Annotated in this window: 13 protein-coding genes and 1 pseudogene; 10 read left to right on the forward strand and 4 right to left on the reverse strand. The window is 71.7% G+C overall.

Annotation, left to right across the window (positions count from 1 at the left end):
- The first annotated feature begins 120 nt into the window (after nucleotides 1-120).
- Nucleotides 121-543: a hypothetical protein gene (locus BSZ37_RS20265; RefSeq protein ID WP_095512502.1), complete on the forward strand. Its 423-nt coding sequence runs from the start codon at nucleotides 121-123 to the stop codon at nucleotides 541-543.
- Nucleotides 544-629: 86 nt separating this feature from the next.
- Nucleotides 630-1,055 (forward strand): hypothetical protein, encoded by a 426-nt coding sequence (locus BSZ37_RS20270; RefSeq protein ID WP_095512503.1) that lies wholly within the window; start codon nucleotides 630-632, stop codon nucleotides 1,053-1,055.
- 21 nt (nucleotides 1,056-1,076) lie between these two features.
- Here BSZ37_RS20270 and BSZ37_RS20275 read toward each other — a convergent pair.
- Both BSZ37_RS20275 and BSZ37_RS20280 read right to left on the reverse strand, forming a co-directional pair.
- Nucleotides 1,077-1,493, reverse strand: a pseudogene (locus tag BSZ37_RS20275) (PIN domain-containing protein); the annotation flags it as partial.
- A gap of 91 nt (nucleotides 1,494-1,584) precedes the next feature.
- Complete coding sequence (locus BSZ37_RS20280; RefSeq protein ID WP_095512505.1) at nucleotides 1,585-2,208, reverse strand: DUF433 domain-containing protein; 624 nt, start codon at nucleotides 2,206-2,208, stop codon at nucleotides 1,585-1,587.
- 411 nt (nucleotides 2,209-2,619) lie between these two features.
- Between BSZ37_RS20280 and BSZ37_RS20285 the strand changes: the two genes are divergently transcribed.
- The 8 genes from BSZ37_RS20285 to BSZ37_RS20320 all read left to right on the forward strand — a co-directional run bounded on the left by BSZ37_RS20285 (nucleotide 2,620) and on the right by BSZ37_RS20320 (nucleotide 11,926).
- Nucleotides 2,620-3,762 carry an AAA family ATPase gene (locus BSZ37_RS20285; RefSeq protein ID WP_095512506.1) on the forward strand — a complete coding sequence of 381 codons (1,143 nt, stop codon included), beginning with the start codon at nucleotides 2,620-2,622 and terminating at the stop codon, nucleotides 3,760-3,762.
- A gap of 187 nt (nucleotides 3,763-3,949) precedes the next feature.
- Nucleotides 3,950-4,300: a TerB family tellurite resistance protein gene (locus BSZ37_RS20290; RefSeq protein WP_095512507.1), complete on the forward strand. Its 351-nt coding sequence runs from the start codon at nucleotides 3,950-3,952 to the stop codon at nucleotides 4,298-4,300.
- Nucleotides 4,301-4,500: 200 nt separating this feature from the next.
- Complete coding sequence (locus BSZ37_RS20295; protein WP_095512508.1) at nucleotides 4,501-8,049, forward strand: DNA methyltransferase; 3,549 nt, start codon at nucleotides 4,501-4,503, stop codon at nucleotides 8,047-8,049.
- Complete coding sequence (locus tag BSZ37_RS20300) at nucleotides 8,049-8,198, forward strand: SEFIR domain-containing protein (protein WP_095512509.1); 150 nt, start codon at nucleotides 8,049-8,051, stop codon at nucleotides 8,196-8,198. The genes BSZ37_RS20295 and BSZ37_RS20300 overlap by 1 nt, the downstream gene beginning before the upstream one ends.
- Nucleotides 8,199-8,222: 24 nt before the next feature.
- Nucleotides 8,223-9,518, forward strand: coding sequence for a hypothetical protein (locus BSZ37_RS20305; RefSeq protein WP_095512510.1), 1,296 nt, complete (start codon nucleotides 8,223-8,225; stop codon nucleotides 9,516-9,518).
- 58 nt (nucleotides 9,519-9,576) lie between these two features.
- Nucleotides 9,577-10,692 (forward strand): type IV toxin-antitoxin system AbiEi family antitoxin, encoded by a 1,116-nt coding sequence (locus BSZ37_RS20310; protein ID WP_095512511.1) that lies wholly within the window; start codon nucleotides 9,577-9,579, stop codon nucleotides 10,690-10,692.
- Nucleotides 10,689-11,558: a nucleotidyl transferase AbiEii/AbiGii toxin family protein gene (locus tag BSZ37_RS20315; RefSeq protein ID WP_095512512.1), complete on the forward strand. Its 870-nt coding sequence runs from the start codon at nucleotides 10,689-10,691 to the stop codon at nucleotides 11,556-11,558. The genes BSZ37_RS20310 and BSZ37_RS20315 overlap by 4 nt, the downstream gene beginning before the upstream one ends.
- Complete coding sequence (locus BSZ37_RS20320; RefSeq protein WP_095512513.1) at nucleotides 11,558-11,926, forward strand: hypothetical protein; 369 nt, start codon at nucleotides 11,558-11,560, stop codon at nucleotides 11,924-11,926. The genes BSZ37_RS20315 and BSZ37_RS20320 overlap by 1 nt, the downstream gene beginning before the upstream one ends.
- Before the next feature lie 219 nt (nucleotides 11,927-12,145).
- Here BSZ37_RS20320 and BSZ37_RS20325 read toward each other — a convergent pair whose 3' ends face one another.
- The gene (locus tag BSZ37_RS20325; RefSeq protein ID WP_179299798.1) at nucleotides 12,146-12,508 is read right to left on the reverse strand and encodes a helix-turn-helix domain-containing protein; all 363 of its coding nucleotides are present in this window, start codon (nucleotides 12,506-12,508) and stop codon (nucleotides 12,146-12,148) included.
- Nucleotides 12,509-12,737: 229 nt separating this feature from the next.
- Complete coding sequence (locus BSZ37_RS20330) at nucleotides 12,738-14,477, reverse strand: Eco57I restriction-modification methylase domain-containing protein (protein ID WP_245838732.1); 1,740 nt, start codon at nucleotides 14,475-14,477, stop codon at nucleotides 12,738-12,740.
- Between the last annotated feature and the right edge of the window lie 6 nt (nucleotides 14,478-14,483).

Raw genomic sequence — 14,483 nt, forward strand, 5'->3', positions numbered from 1 at the left:
GGGCAACGGGTAGTGACTGGCCCGCCTTCTTGTGACGCGACGTCGGCACGGGGGTCTCCGTTTCGTCGGACCCCCGTCCGGCTGCGGGCCGGTCACGACCCGCAGCGCTCGCGCCCTCCGATGACCCACCTGTTCCACGTTGGCGAGCTCGCCTCGACGCGCGCGGACGGCCCGCTGGCGGCCCGGCCCGGCGAGGCCCGGGCCGTGGTCGGCCCCGGCGGCATCCAGATCGTCGTGGCCCTCGGAGAGCCCGGTCAGGCCGAGCGCGACGCGGTCGAGGTCGGGGCCGTCTCGCTCGGGGTGGCCGACGAGCCCGACTCGACCGGCGACGGCCACCCGGCCGGGGGTGGCCGGACCGCCCTCCTAGTCCGGGTCGGGGAGCCGGGTGAGCCGGGGCACCTCGAGGCCACGGCCGAGGTCGAGGTCGGAGTGTGGTGGGGGGGCGACGTCGAGCTCGCGCTCTGCGACGCCCGTGGCGTGGTCCGGGCCGTTCGTCGGTTCCAAGGGCCTACGGTCGACCCTGTCGCTGGCTCCAGCCGCTGAGCCAGCCGTTCCTACGCGGGCCTTCAGAAGAGGCCGGCGGTTGGGCGGATGCAACCGTTCTGTGAAGGGACGGTTAATGGGTCGCTATGCCCCCCGAGAAAGACCACCCCGTCGCCGTATTCCCGGACCGCCGGTTCGGGCTCGTCCAGCCGTGGGGCGACGTGAGCGCTGAGAGCGCGCTCCGGGCCGCCCGGACCCTCGTGGACCACCCGGAGTGGGAGCCCGGGTTCACCGAGGTGTGGGACCTCCGGTTCGCGGGCCGGGTCGTCGTCGAGCCCCCGGCCGCCGAACGGTTTCGGGCGTTCGAGGCCGACACGCGCGACCGGCTGGCGGGGTCGCGGACCGTGTTCGTGACGGACCACCGGCCGCTCCTCACCTACGGCGTCCGGTTCTACGCCCAGCTTGTCCAGCCGCTCGGGCGGGAGGTCGTCGCGTGCCGGACGGAGGAGGAGGCCGTCCGATACCTCGACGGGGAATCGATCCCACGCCTCGGCTCGGACAAAGCGGCGTGATCTCACGCCGGAAGGTCGCCCCTAGACATCGACCACCCGCCACGGCTTCGTGAACGGGTTGAGCACGCGGACCCCCCGGCCCCGGACGTCCTTCACGTTTCGCGTCACGAGGACCATCTCCCGTACTCGCGCCGTCGCGACGAACGCGAGGTCGTCCCGGTGCTTGGCTTTCTCGCCCTCCAAACGTCCCCACTCCTCGGCGGCCTCAACGCCGATCTCGACGACTCGACTGGCGTAGGTCGCCATGAGCTCGTCGAACCGCTCGCGGATCTCGGCGGCCTTGTCCGGTTTGGTCTTGGCGAGCCTCTCGATCCCCCGGCTCACCTCGCGGATGGTCATCACGCTCAGCCGGACCTCGCAGTCATCGACGCTGTCGAGCCAGGCGCGGACGTTCGTGTGACCGTCGTCGCCTCTCTGGATCTCTCGGAAGACGTTGGTGTCGAGGAGGTAGAGCGCGGGCGAGGGTCAGGTACCTGTCTCCATTATGACGCCGACGCCGTCGTGTCGTCCTCGATGGGTCCTGGCGAGCTTACAGACGAACCACGCGCGGTCCCTTCTCCTCTTCCGGCTCGCCGAACACCTCGTCCGGGAGCGCCAGCTCGCGGAGCATCCGCTTCAGGCTCTTCTTGGGGTACGGGCGGCCTTTCTTCGGGTACACCTCGGCGTAGGCGACGGCGGCCTCGACGTCCGCCCGCGAGAGCGACGGGTACGCCCGCGTGGCCCCCTCGACCCCGTCTGCTTCGGCGAGCGCGGCCACGACGTGGACCGGGACCGCCGTCCCTCGCAGGACGGGCTCGCCAGCCGACCCGGACTCGACGACCTCCTTGATCCGCTTCAGCTCCGCCAACCGCTCGTCGATCTGGCGGTCGACGTCTGCGATGTCGATCTCGAACGGGCCGACGGTCACCCGTTTCCCGCGGGGGTGAAGGATGGCCTCGTAGAGCTTCCTCCGGCCCTTTGGGGTCAGGTCCTCTTCGACGCCCGTGATCACTTGGAAGAACCGGAGCTCGGAGCGCCCGAACACGCGCCGTGTCCGGCCCCGGATCGTCCGGGTCCGCTTCTCCACTACGCCGCTGTCGACGGCGCGCTGGACGGCGTCGACGTCGCGGCCCACAGCGAAGGCGGTCTCGTTCGGGGTCAGGGTGAGGCTCATGGGTCGGTGGGGTGCGGTCCGTATATCGTCCGCAGTATCGGATGTATTATAACAGCCCCCTCAGGGAGCTCCAAGCCGGCCATCGACTCGGGCAGGCTCCGGGAACCCCCGGTCTGACCCGCACCGGTCGATCCGCCCGGCCCGCAGGAGGAAGTGGCCCCGCCACCCGCCCTGCCTGTCCACCGATGGAGAGGGGTGCGGGACGTCGTCCCCGTCGACCGCGCTCCGCTAGCGGAGGCCGCTAAGGCTACGGGTTTCGCCTCCACCTAGTCTGAGGTAGAGGCTCGCCGGCCCCCCGCCGTGGCCCCCACCAATGCTCCGGGCCGCTACTCGCAGGCCCATGCTAGTGGGGTCAATGTTATATTACGCACCGTGCGTAACGCAAGCCGCGTAGCGAGCCAAGCCCCTCCCATGCAACCTGTCAACCCCTTCGAGTACGGCGGCGTCGTCGGCCCCGACGCCTTCTGCAACCGCCACCAGGAGCAGGCCGACCTCACGCGGGCCGCCGAGAACGGCGACCGCCTCTTCGTCTACGCCGAGCGGCGCATGGGCAAGACGTCGCTCGTCAAGCGGGTCCTCGCCGCCCTCGACTCCGACCGCTACGTCCCGGTCTACGTCGACCTCTGGCCCACCGACGGCGCCGACGCCTTCGTCGAGGCGACCGCGAAGGCCCTCGCGACCGCCGCCGCCACACGGGCCGACAAGCTCCTCGAGGCGAGCAAGTCGCTGTTCAGCCGCCTCAACCCGACCCTCTCGCTCGACCAGGGCGGCAACCCCTCGCTCCAGTTCGGCGGCCCGACCGCCGAGAAGGTCCGCTCCCTCGACGAGGTCCTCGCCGCGCCCCCCCGTGTCGCCGAGAAGCGGGGCCGCCAGCTCGTCCTGGTCTTCGACGAGTTCCAGCAGATCCTGTTCTACCAGGACGACCACGTCGAGCGCGCCCTCCACTCGGCCGTCCAGCAGTACGACGGCGTCGCCACGTTCTTCCTCGGGAGCCGGAAGCACCTCATCGAGCGGATGTTCTCGGACAGCCGCCGCCCGCTCTACCGCTCGGCCGGGCACTACCCGCTCGGCCCCATCGCCACCGAGCACTGGGTCCCGTTCGTCGCCGAGCGGTTCGACGCGGCCGACAAGCCCATCGCGCCGCGCCACGTCGAGGCGCTCTGCGCCCTCACCGAGGGCCACCCGTTCTACACCCAGCACCTCGCCCACGCCCTCTGGGAGCGGACGCCCCACGGCGAGCCCGTCGCGGACGGCGGCCTCGAGGGCGCGCTCGACGTGCTGCTGCGCCGCGAGGGCTACGCCTTCACCACGCGGTGGGAGACGCTCACCCGGAACCAGCAGCGCTTCGTGCGCGGGCTCGCGCTCGACGGGCCGGACGTCCAGCCCTTCTCGTCCGAGTTCGTCCAAGCCCACGGGCTCCGGACGCCCTCGAACGCCCAGCGCGCCGCCGAGAGCCTCCTGAAGCTCGACGTGATCGACCGCGAGGACGGCGCCTTCGTCGTCACCGACCGGTTCTTCAAGCTCTGGGTCCGCCGGCTCGCCGTCCGTTCCTGAGCCCTCTCCGACCCCCGTGCCTCCAGTGGGGACGACCGCCGACCCGGTCGCGGCGCCTCGTGCGGCCCGTCCGCCCCACCCGTCGGGTCACCCATGGGGGCTCGATCCCGCTCCTCCGCGCGGACCGGGCGGCGTAGACCGTGGCGCACCGTGGGGGCTAGGTTGACGCCCCTCCCGCCCCTCCCCGATGGCCCCGCTCCTCTTCGACCTCGCCGTGCTCTACCGGGCGCTCGCGTTCGGGGTGGACGGCGACCTCGACGTGCGGGAGGCCGACGCCGTGCGGGCGGCCCTCGAGTCGTGGGTCCCGGACCAAGACCCGGCCGGGGTCGATCACGCCATCCGCGAGGCGGCCCTCGTCGACGTCGGGGTGGTGGGGCTCGGGGCCGTCCTCGAACGGATCGGACGTCGGCTCGACGGACCAGCCCGCGCTCGGGTCCTCGCCGACCTCCACCGTGTGGCCGCGGCCGACGGCCGTGTGACGCAGGGGGAGGACCACCTGATCGACTTCGTCAGGCGAGCGCTGGGGCACGACGCCTGACCCTGGGCCGCGGCAGACGGGGCCGTGGATCGCCTCTGAATCCGCCCATTGGCAAAGAACCTTCGCCAGCCGGTAGCGCCCGAGCGATGGCGAGGGGGCACCGCGCTCCAGCTTTCGACCGGAGGCGGACGTTCTCGCTTCCGGTCGCGCGCTCCCGACCCCGAGGGCGGGTAGGTTTGCCCCTGGATTCCCCCCGGCCGATGCTCACATCCGACAGCCCGCCCCACTCCGACGAGGACGTAGACCCCGAGGCGCTCGACACGTTCATCGAGCGCTGGCGGCCCGCCCAGGCCGCCGAGATCGCCAACGCCCAGCCGTTCCTGATCGAGCTGGCGGCGCTCTTGGGCGTGCCCGGCCCCGAGCCCGCGACGAAGGACCCGGCCCGCGACGGGTACGTGTTCGAGCGGCCCGTCGACTTCCAGGACGCCGCCGACGCCGGGACCGGTCGGATCGACCTCTACAAACGGGGGTGCTTCGTGCTGGAGACGAAGCAGGGCGTCGACGCCGAGAACGCGGCCCGCGCCAGGGGGAAGGGGAAGAGCCGGTCGGCGGGCCACGGCCGACGCGGGACGCCCGCCTGGGACCGGACGCTCGCCGCGGCCAAGCGCCAGGCTGAGCGGTACGCCCGGAACCTCGACCTCGACGGCCACCAGGAGCCCGTCCCGCCGCTCGTGATCGCCTGCGACGTCGGGTACTGCCTCGACCTCTACGCCAACTTCGGCCACCCCCAGCGCTATGTCCCGTTTCCCGACAACCGGACGTACCGCGTCACGCTCGACGACCTCCGCGACCCCGACGTCCGCGAGCGGCTCCGGCTCGCGTGGACCGACCCCGAGGCGCTCGACCCGGCCCGGCGGCAGGCCGCCGTCACGCGCGAGCTCGCGGCCACGCTCGCCGAGCTGGCGGCGAGCCTGGAGGCGTCCGGCGCCGCGCCCGACGCCGTGTTCGGGTTCCTCTCGCGGAGCCTGTTCACGATGTTCGCCGAGGACGCCCGGCTCATCCCGGAGCGCTCGTTCTCCGGGCTCCTCGCCGAGTACCGCGACCACCTCGACGTCCTGCCGGACGCGCTCTCGGACCTCTGGGCGACGATGGACGGCGGCGGGTTCTCGGCCGCTCTCAAGGCCAAGCTCCGCCGGTTCAACGGCGGCCTCTTCGCCGAAACGCAAGCGCTCCCGCTCGACGCCCACCAGCTCGACCTCCTCCTCGCCGCGGCCGAGGCCGACTGGCGCGAGGTCGAGCCGGCCATCTTTGGGACGCTCCTGGAGCGGGCGCTCGACCCCCGCGAGCGCCACAAGCTCGGCGCCCACTACACCCCCCGCGCCTACGTCGAGCGGCTCGTCGTGCCGGCTGTGGTCGACCCGCTCCGGGAGGAGTGGGACGCGGCGCAGGCGGCCGTGGCTCAGATCGAGGCTGAGGCCGCCGAGAGCGCGCCCGAGGGCGGGAAGGCCCTCGACGCCCACGACCGGGCCACCCGCCGCGCCGTCCTCGCCGAGCTCCGCCGCTACCTCACCCGGCTGACGTCGGTCCGCGTGCTCGACCCGGCCTGCGGCTCGGGCAACTTCCTCTACGTCACGCTCGAGCACCTCAAGCGGATCGAGGGCGAGGTCCAGGCCGCGCTCGCCCGCTACGGCGTCTCCGGGCTCGACCTCGAAGGGGCCGCCGTGACGCCGGCGCAGCTCCTCGGCATCGAGGTCAACCCCCGCGCGGCGGCCATCGCCGACCTCGTGCTCTGGATCGGGTATCTCCAGTGGCACCTCCGCACGCACGACGGGCCGCAGGGCCTCTCCGACCCGGTCCTCAAGGCCTACGGCAACGTCGAGTGCCGCGACGCCGTCCTGGCCTACGACGCCAAGACGCCCCGCCTCGGGGGCGACGGCGAGCCGGTGACGACGTGGGACGGCCGGACCACCAAGACGCACCCCACGACGGGCGAGGAGGTCCCGGACCCCGACGCGCGCACGACGATCTACGACTATGAGGGTGCCCGCCCCGCCAATTGGCCCCAGGCCGACTTCATCATCGGCAACCCGCCCTTCGTGGGGTCGAAGCGGATGCAGAGCGTGCTCGGCGACGGGTACGCCCAGGCCCTCCGCGACGCCTACCCCGCTCTCCCTAACGGCTCGGACTACGTGATGTACTGGTGGCACCGCGCCGCCGAGGCGGTCCGCGAAGGGGAGGCCGAGCGGTTCGGGCTCATCACGACCAACTCGATCTCGCAGACACAGAGCCGACGCGTCGTCGCCTACCACGTCGCCGGCGAGGGCGGCAAGAAGGCGCCCCCGCCGCTCGCGCTCGCCGTCGCCGTCCCCGACCACCCCTGGGTGGACGACGTGTACGCCGCCGCCGTGCGCGTGGCGATGACCGTCGGCGTCCGCGGCCCCGCCGAGGGCGTCGTCGTCGCCGTCGAGCTGGCGAAGGGCAGCGAGGACGCGCCGGAGGAGGAGCCCCGCCACGCCGAGGTCGTCGTCGAGCGCGGGACGGTCTACTCCGACCTCCGCGCGGGCGTGGACCCGTCGCTCCTCGCCCCGCTCCGGGCCAACGAGAACATCTCCCACACGGGCGTCCAGACGAACGGGGCGGGGTTCGAGATCGACCCCGACCGCCGCGCCGAGTTCGAGGCCGACGGCGCGAGCCACACCCTCCTCAAGACGTTCTGGGGCGGGACCCAGATCAAGAAGGGCGCCCCCCGCGACAAGCTCGTCATCGACACCTTCGGCCTCTCGCTCGACGAGCTCCGCGACGGCTACCCCGTCGCCTACGGCCACCTCTACGACACGGTCAAGCCGGAGCGCGACGTGAACAACCGGCCCAAGATCCGCGACCTCTGGTGGATCCACGCCTGGGAGCGCCCCGAGATGCGGAAGGCGACCGCCGGGCTCGCGCGCTACCTCGGGACCGTCGAGACCTCGAAGCACCGGTACTTCGCCTACCTCGACGCCGACGCGCTCACGAACAACTCGGCCGTCGTCCTCGCCGTCGAGGACCCGTACCACTTCGGCGTTCTGTCGAGCCGGATCCACACGACGTGGGCCGTCGAGAAGGGGGGGACGTTGGAGGACCGGCCGCGCTACACGCACACCGAGGTCTTCCACCGCTTCCCGTTCCCCGACGCCACGGACGAGCAAAAGGAGGCGATTCGAGACGCGGCCACGCGCCTCGACGCCCACCGTACGCGCGTGCTCGCCGCCCACCCTCACCTCGATTACACGGCCGTCTACGACGCCGTCGAGGCCGACCGGGCCGCGGCGGCAGGGGAGGGGGAGCCGCTGGACGCGGGGAAGCAGAAGCTCCACCGCGACGTCGGCGCGACCCTCCTCCGCCAGATCCACGACGACCTCGACCGGGCCGTCGCCGACGCCTACGGCTGGCCCGTCGACCTCGAGCCCGCCGAACTGGTCCGGCGCCTGTCCACGCTCAACATCGAGCGCCAGGCCGAGGAGGCCGCCGGGCTCGTCCGCTACCTCCGCCCGGCGTTCCAGGCCCCCGGCGAGACGACGCAGGCCGAGATCGAGCTCGCTACGCCAGAGGCCGTCGCCAGCTCGGTCGAGCCCGAGCCGTGGCCGTCCGACACGGCCACGCGGGCGCTCGCCCTCCGCCGCGTGCTCCGCGAGGCCGACCGGCCGATGACGGTCGAGGCCGTCGCCCGCCGGTTCAAGCGCGCCCCCCGCGCCGCCGTCGCCGACCTCCTCGACACGCTCGCCTCGCTCGGCCAGGCCCGCCGCGCCGACGCCGACACCTTCGCCGCTTGATGGCCGACGCCGACGACCGCCCCCAGGGACCGCGCACGTTCCTCTTGTACAGCTGGAGCAGCCCCGAGCACGAGGACTGGGTGCTCCGCCTCGCCACCGACCTCGTGGACCTCGACCTCGACGTCGTCCTCGACAAGTGGGACCTCTAGGACGGCGACGACCCGTACCCCTTCATGGAGCGGATCGTGACCGACCCCGCGCTGGGGAAGGTCGTCCTCGTCTGCGACCGCGAGTACGTCCGCAAGGCGGACGCCCGCGAGGGCGGGGTCGGCACCGAGGCCCAGATCCTCACGACCGAGCTCTACCGCGCCGCCCAGACCGACCCGGACGCTCCGGACCACCAGAAGGCGGAGACGCGGAAGTTCGTCGCCGTCCTCCGCGAGCGGCCCGAGCCCGGTGGGCGGGCCACGCCGGCGTTCTACGGCGGGCGCATCCACATCGACATGGTCGACGACGAGGGCTACGGCGATGCCCTCACCCGCCTCGCGCGCTGGATCTACGACAAGCCGCCCCACGTCCGGCCGTCCCGTGGCAAGGCGCCCGCGTTCGTCACCGACGGCGACGCCCCGACGACGAGCACGTCCGTCCGCCAGCGCTACGCGATCAAGGCCCTCCGCGAGGGCCGTCGCGAGGCCGATGGGGCCGTCGACGACTACTTCGAGACGTTGGCCGAGAACCTGCCCCGGTTCGACCTCGACCCCGAGGACGACCGCCCGATCCAGACCGCCGTCGTCGAGCGCGCCGACCAGCTCCGGCCGGTTCGGGACGAGGCCCTCGGTGTCCTCAAGGCGCTCGTCCGCTACCGGCCCGCCCCGGAGGGGTGGGAGCCGGTCCACCTGTTCTTCCAGCGGTGCCTCCCGCTTCTCGAACCGCTGTTCGTGAACCACCGGGCCAACTCCTGGAATCGCGACCACTTCCGCCTCTCCGTCCCCGAACTGTTCCTCTACGCCCTCGCCCTGCTCGTCCAGCGCCGCCGCTACGAGACCGCGGCGTACATGCTCTCCGAGCCGTTCACGCTCCCCGAGAGCAGTCGGGGCAGCGGGCTCGTCCCGTTCACGTACCTCCAGCAGGGGTCCGAGGCCCTCCGCCGGTACCACCAGGACCGGAACGAGCGGTGGATCAGCGACCAGGGCACGTGGCTCCACGGCCGGGCCGACTCCTCCGGTGTCCCCTTCGACGCCGTCATGCAGGCCGACCTCGTCCTCGCCCTCCGCGCGGCGGGCAGCGACCTCGGTTACTGGTGGCCGAGCACCCTCGTCTACAAGGCGCGGCGGCACGGGACGTTCGACGTCTTCGCCCGGTCGGTCTCGCGGGAGCACTTCGAGCGCCTGAAGCCGATGCTCGGCGTGTCGTCCGCCGACGAGATCCGCCAGCGGGCGAGGGGGATGGGGCGGGACGGCTGGATTCACGACCACGACGTCTACGTCCCAGGGCTCATCGGCGACGAGCAGCTAGCCACCGTCCCGTAGGAACGGCTGGTTTCACTCCATAAGGCGTTTTCACCGAGCGGTGAAGTAGCTTGCAGGCGTGAAAGAGTTCGAGCTCGCTCCCCTCGCGGCGGACCGCCTCCTCTCCGTCCTCGACGGCGTCCCCGCCATCGAGAGCGTCGAGGTGCTGGACGGGGCCGGGATGGGTCGGTCCCTCGAGGGAGGGGGGACGCTCCACGCCGAGATCCTCGCCGTCGTCCGCCTGACCGGTGGCGAGACCCACACGCTCGTCGTCGACGTCAAGCGCGTCGGGCACCCCCGGTACGGCCGACTCTCGGCCGCGTGGTTCGGGCGGCGTCTCCCCGTCGCGTACGAGGAGGGGCTCCCCAACCCGTACCCCGTCTTCGCCGCTCCCTACGTCTCGGACCGGGGGGCCGCCGTCGCGGCGGAGGAGGGGATGGGCTACTTCGACCTCGCCGGGAACGCCCGCCTCGCCTTCGGCCCCGTCTACGTCGAGCGGTCCGGGCACACGAACCCCGACCCGGAGGGCCGCCCGCTCGCCTCGCTCTTCGCGCCGAAGACCTCCCGCGTCGCCCGCGCCCTCCTCGCCCACCCCGCCCGCGCCTGGCGGCTCCAGGAGCTCGCCGACGAGGTCGACGTGAGCATCGGGCTCGTCGCCAAGGCCAAGGAGTCGCTCCTCGACGCCGAGTACGCCCGCGATACGCCCGATGGCCTCGCCCTCGCCGACCCCGACGGCCTCGTCGACGCTTGGCTCGCCGCCGACCGCCGCCGGCCGAAGCCGCGCGGCTACTACTCCCTCGACGGCGTCGCTGACGCCGAGCGCCGCGTCTGCGACGCCGTCCGGGCCTCTGGCGCACGCGCCGCGCTCACGTCGTTCTCGGGTGCCGAGCGCGTGGCCCCCCACGTCCGCTACTCCCACGCGAGCGTCCTCGTCGAGGCGGACGCTCTGGAGGAGGTCGCGGAGCGCGCGGGGCTCCGGCCCGTCGAGACCGGCGCCAACGTCCGCCTCCACGAGCCCTACGACAACGGCGCGTTCTACGGAGCGCGGGACGTCGACGGTCTCCCCGTCGCCCACCCAGTCCAACTCGTCCTCGACCTCGCACGGGAGAAGGGGAGGGGAGAGGAGGCCGCCGACCACCTCCGCCGCCACGCCCTCGCGCCCACCTGGGCCGACCTCCGCCCGGCACGCCGATGAAGACGACCGAGGCCGACTATCCCTCCCGCGCCGTCGAGGCCACGCGCCGCGTGCTCCTCGAGCTCGCGCGCGTGCTCGGCGAGTACGGCGACCACGTCGTCCTCGTCGGAGGGTGGGTCCCCGAGCTCCTCGCGCCGGGCGCGGGCCACGTCGGCTCCACCGACGTCGACCTCGCGCTCGACCACGTCGCGCTCTCGGACACCGGCTACGCCCGCCTCCGCGACCTCCTCGACGGCGCGGGCTACCGGAACGACCCCGACCCGGCCCGCCAGTTCGTGTTCTACCGCGACGTCCGCCTCGGCGACGGCGGCACGCCCAACCCCGTCGTCGTCGAGCTCGACCTCCTCGCGGCTGAGTACGGCGGGACCGGCAAGAACCGACGTTCCCAGGCCGTCCAGGGCACGCGCCCCCGCAAGGCCCGTGGCGCAGACCTCGCCTTCGAGCGCGACCTCTCGGTCGAGGTCCCCCTGGATGGCGCGCTCCCCGACGGCCGCTTGGCGCGCGCCCACCTCCGCGTCGCCGGCCCCGTCCCGTTCCTCGTCACGAAGGCCGCCGCGCTCGCTCTCCGCGACAAGCCGAAGGACGCCTACGACGTGTGGTTCCTCCTCCGCCACCACCCGGCCGGGCTCGACGGGCTTGCGGCGGCCGTCGCCGCGCACGCGAGCCACGGCCTCGTCCGCGAGGCCCTCGGCCGCCTCGCCGACGCCTTCGCGTCGGTTGACCACCACGGCCCGGTCGATGTCGCCCGCTTCCGAGGGATGGAGCCCGGCACCGAGGCGTACGACCAAGCCCGCCAGGACGCCCTCCAACGAGTCGCAGTGCTCCTCGACCGGGTCAACCCCTTCACCGGCGACCCCGAGCTCTGATGCCGAAGAATCTGGTCCAGCAGTACGGTCCCCTCCTCCCGCACCTTGACGACGTCGCCGACCTCTTCTGGTTCTCGGAGCAGGCCTTCGTCGTCGCGGCGGACGAGGGGGGCGCGCAGCCCGAAGACTGGGGGACGATCGAGGGTAGGGTCGTCCAGCTCCTCATGCTCCACGCACTGAACGCGAGCTACTCCGTCCGCCTCCTCACGGCCTATGCCCAAACGACGGAGGCGTACGCCCTCCTCCGCGTCCGGCTGGAGCAGGCCATCGTCTTCTCCTACCTCGTCCACGCCGAGCCCGAGAAGGGGACCGTCCCGTACATCGAGGACATCGACCGGTTCGTCCGCCGGGTCACGGTCGCCCGGTAACCCTGCTTAGCGCGTCGGGACGGGGGCGGGTGGAGTGATCCACCCGCCCCCTCGTGTAGGGGACCCCCCGCCGCGTAGCAAGAGGCGCTCGGTGCTACTGCGACATTTTGCACCGATCTGCCCGCTACCCTGTACAGCCCGGCCGCCGCGAGCCGGAGCAGGACATCGCGGCTGAACGCGCCGTAGAGCACGCTGGCGTCGAGGACTGCGATCCGCACGCTACGCCGGTGCCGCCGACGGCGGCCCCTCGGCCCCCGGCATCCGCGGGTCCGCGTCATAGAAGCCTAGCGCCTGCGCGTCGTCGGTCAAATCCTGTAGCGCCTCGGCCGTCGCCGCTCGCATCCGCTCCCTGTGAGCGAGCACGTCAGCCCGTCGGAGTCGCCGGTGCGTCCCGACCCGCCGCGCCGGGAGCTCGCCACCGTCGACGAGCTTGACCACGAACGGGCGCGAGACGCCCAAAAGGTCGGCCGCCTCCTGCGTCGTGAGCTCCTCGGCCACCGTTCGGACCTCGACGGCATGGCCGTCCGCGACCTCCGCCAGCGCCGCCGCCACCACGCGCGCGAGGGCGGGGGGGAGGTCCACGGAGTCCCCGTCACCGAACCGAACAGACAGTGTAGACCCCTCGTGCTCGCCGTCCGCTGCTTCGGTGAGCGCTGCCCGGTGGGCGTGGAGGGCGGCGAGCGCCCGCTGAGGGAGGGAATGGGGGTCGAATACGGTCGGGTCGCTCATGAGTGGGTCCGGTTCGGAGTGGAGCCAATAAACGAAACAAACGAAACTTGGTTGTCCCAGCAAACGGCGGCCCCATGAGCGTCTACTCAGGAGCGATGCTCGGCTCAGAGGGTGGGGAATGCGAATAGAGATCCGATATTCTTGCGGCGTCAGCCCGGTGCTGCCGGCGTCTGAGGAACACCAGGTTCCGAGCCTCGCGGATCTCACCGAGTGCTCGGTCGGTCAGCCACGGCGTGTGCTCAGAAAGCGCTCGGTCGACGGCTTCGGTGGCGAGGTGCCCATCACCAGCGCGCATCATTGTGTCGACCCGGGGTGCGAGGTCGGCGGCGATGCGGTCAGGAAGGAGGGGGACTAGGAGCTTCGACGTCTCGCCTGGCTCCACCTTGAGAATCCCCCCGCCGTAACTCCGGCCGACTAGTTCGGCACTGAGTTGGCTCAGAGATGAGAGCATCCCCAGTGCCAAGGGCAGCCACGGGTCCTCTTCTCTCGTCCGCTCTGGGCCAAAGAGAGAAGGGTGCCGCCCCGCTTCGGGCCAGTCGAGCCGGATGATGTTGTTGGTGCACGTCGCTCGGGACCGATTCACCACGATCCGCGGCCAGGATGCGGACATGCAGTGCATGAACGCGGGGGGCGTCTCGGTGTGCGGGACGGAGTACCACGGGTCTCGGATTTGACACTTGTGTGCCCCGTCCACGCCGTTCTGCTCGCCCTCATCGAGGTACGTCTGAAGCGGACTTGGGACGTGGTCGCCCTTGGCGATGGTGAGGAGGAGCGACCGGGTCTCCCCTGAGAGGTGACTGTCGATGTCGTCGTCAGTCGCGATGAGGCCGGGGAGTTGGGCGAGCTTTCGGACAACGGGCTTGAACCACTCGGCGGGAATCTCACGGCGGTCCCGCTCATCGGGCGACATGACGAAGAACCCGTTGTTGCCCGTGACGACCCCAATCCGTGGCACAGCCACGTCTCGGAGGCGGACGACGCCGTCCGCGTTCGCCAAGTCGTCGTACAGCCGTTCTTGCTCCGGCGACAGGAGGGCGCGCATCCACCCCCCCACGTCTCCGCTCGCCGCGAATGGACGTGTGTGCCGGTCGAGGTCCGAGAGAACCGTGGCGAGCGCCTCTGTCCCCTCCACGTCCCCGACCCGGACCTCCTCGTTTGGGAGGTGAGCCCCGTCCCCACACACGACGACGGCCTCCTCGTCCGTGTGCTCGAAGAGGCGCTCTCGGATCGGGAGAACGTAGACCGTTTTGAACAGCCGCGAGAGCTGCTCACGAACGCCAACCGCGTAATCCGTGTGGAGGAACGCCCCCGGCAGAATCATCGCGAGGCGTCCGCCCTCCTCTAGGAAATGCGCCGAGTAGAGGAGGAAATACGCCCAGTAGCTGGCCCGCCCGGAAACGCTGAGTCCCTGATTGTTGAGGGCCTTGATCGCGACCGCTTTCGCATTTCTCGGGATGTAGTGGTACCGGATGAAGGGGGGGTTCCCGATCACGGTAGAGAACCGTGCGGTTGGGAAGTCGCAGGGCGTGACCTCCATGAAGTCACTCTCCACAAATTGGCTCGGTTCAGCCCCTGCGCGGAGAAGGGGGGGGAGGTACCCCTTCGCACCGGGGTCGACGTCGACCCCGTAGATCTGGCGAGCGGGGACCGTCGCACCGGCCTCGTCTAGAGCCACCATCGCCGCGTTGAAGAACGCGCACCCCCCGTAGCTCGGGTCGAGCACCGTGTCGTCCGCGCGGCGGACGGCCCACCGAGCGAGCGCCGTCGCTACGGGGAGCGGCGTGTAGAACGAGCCGAGCTCTCGGCGGCGCTCGGGGGTCATCTCGAT

The organism is Rubrivirga marina, from assembly GCF_002283365.1.
GTDB classification, from domain to species: Bacteria; Bacteroidota; Rhodothermia; order Rhodothermales; family Rubricoccaceae; genus Rubrivirga; species Rubrivirga marina.

Excerpts from the sequence above, each read along its gene's own strand:
- BSZ37_RS20305 (WP_095512510.1), top strand. The coding sequence starts at position 8,223 with ATGGAGCGGATCGTGACCGACCCCGCGCTGGGGAAGGTCGTCCTCGTC.
- BSZ37_RS20270 (WP_095512503.1), top strand. The coding sequence starts at position 630 with ATGCCCCCCGAGAAAGACCACCCCGTCGCCGTATTCCCGGACCGCCGG.
- BSZ37_RS20315 (WP_095512512.1), top strand. The coding sequence starts at position 10,689 with ATGAAGACGACCGAGGCCGACTATCCCTCCCGCGCCGTCGAGGCCACG.
- BSZ37_RS20265 (WP_095512502.1), top strand. The coding sequence starts at position 121 with ATGACCCACCTGTTCCACGTTGGCGAGCTCGCCTCGACGCGCGCGGAC.
- BSZ37_RS20300 (WP_095512509.1), top strand. The coding sequence starts at position 8,049 with ATGGCCGACGCCGACGACCGCCCCCAGGGACCGCGCACGTTCCTCTTG.
- BSZ37_RS20320 (WP_095512513.1), top strand. The coding sequence starts at position 11,558 with ATGCCGAAGAATCTGGTCCAGCAGTACGGTCCCCTCCTCCCGCACCTT.
- BSZ37_RS20330 (WP_245838732.1), bottom strand. The coding sequence starts at position 14,477 with ATGACCCCCGAGCGCCGCCGAGAGCTCGGCTCGTTCTACACGCCGCTC.
- BSZ37_RS20295 (WP_095512508.1), top strand. The coding sequence starts at position 4,501 with ATGCTCACATCCGACAGCCCGCCCCACTCCGACGAGGACGTAGACCCC.
- BSZ37_RS20285 (WP_095512506.1), top strand. The coding sequence starts at position 2,620 with ATGCAACCTGTCAACCCCTTCGAGTACGGCGGCGTCGTCGGCCCCGAC.
- BSZ37_RS20280 (WP_095512505.1), bottom strand. The coding sequence starts at position 2,208 with ATGAGCCTCACCCTGACCCCGAACGAGACCGCCTTCGCTGTGGGCCGC.
- BSZ37_RS20290 (WP_095512507.1), top strand. The coding sequence starts at position 3,950 with ATGGCCCCGCTCCTCTTCGACCTCGCCGTGCTCTACCGGGCGCTCGCG.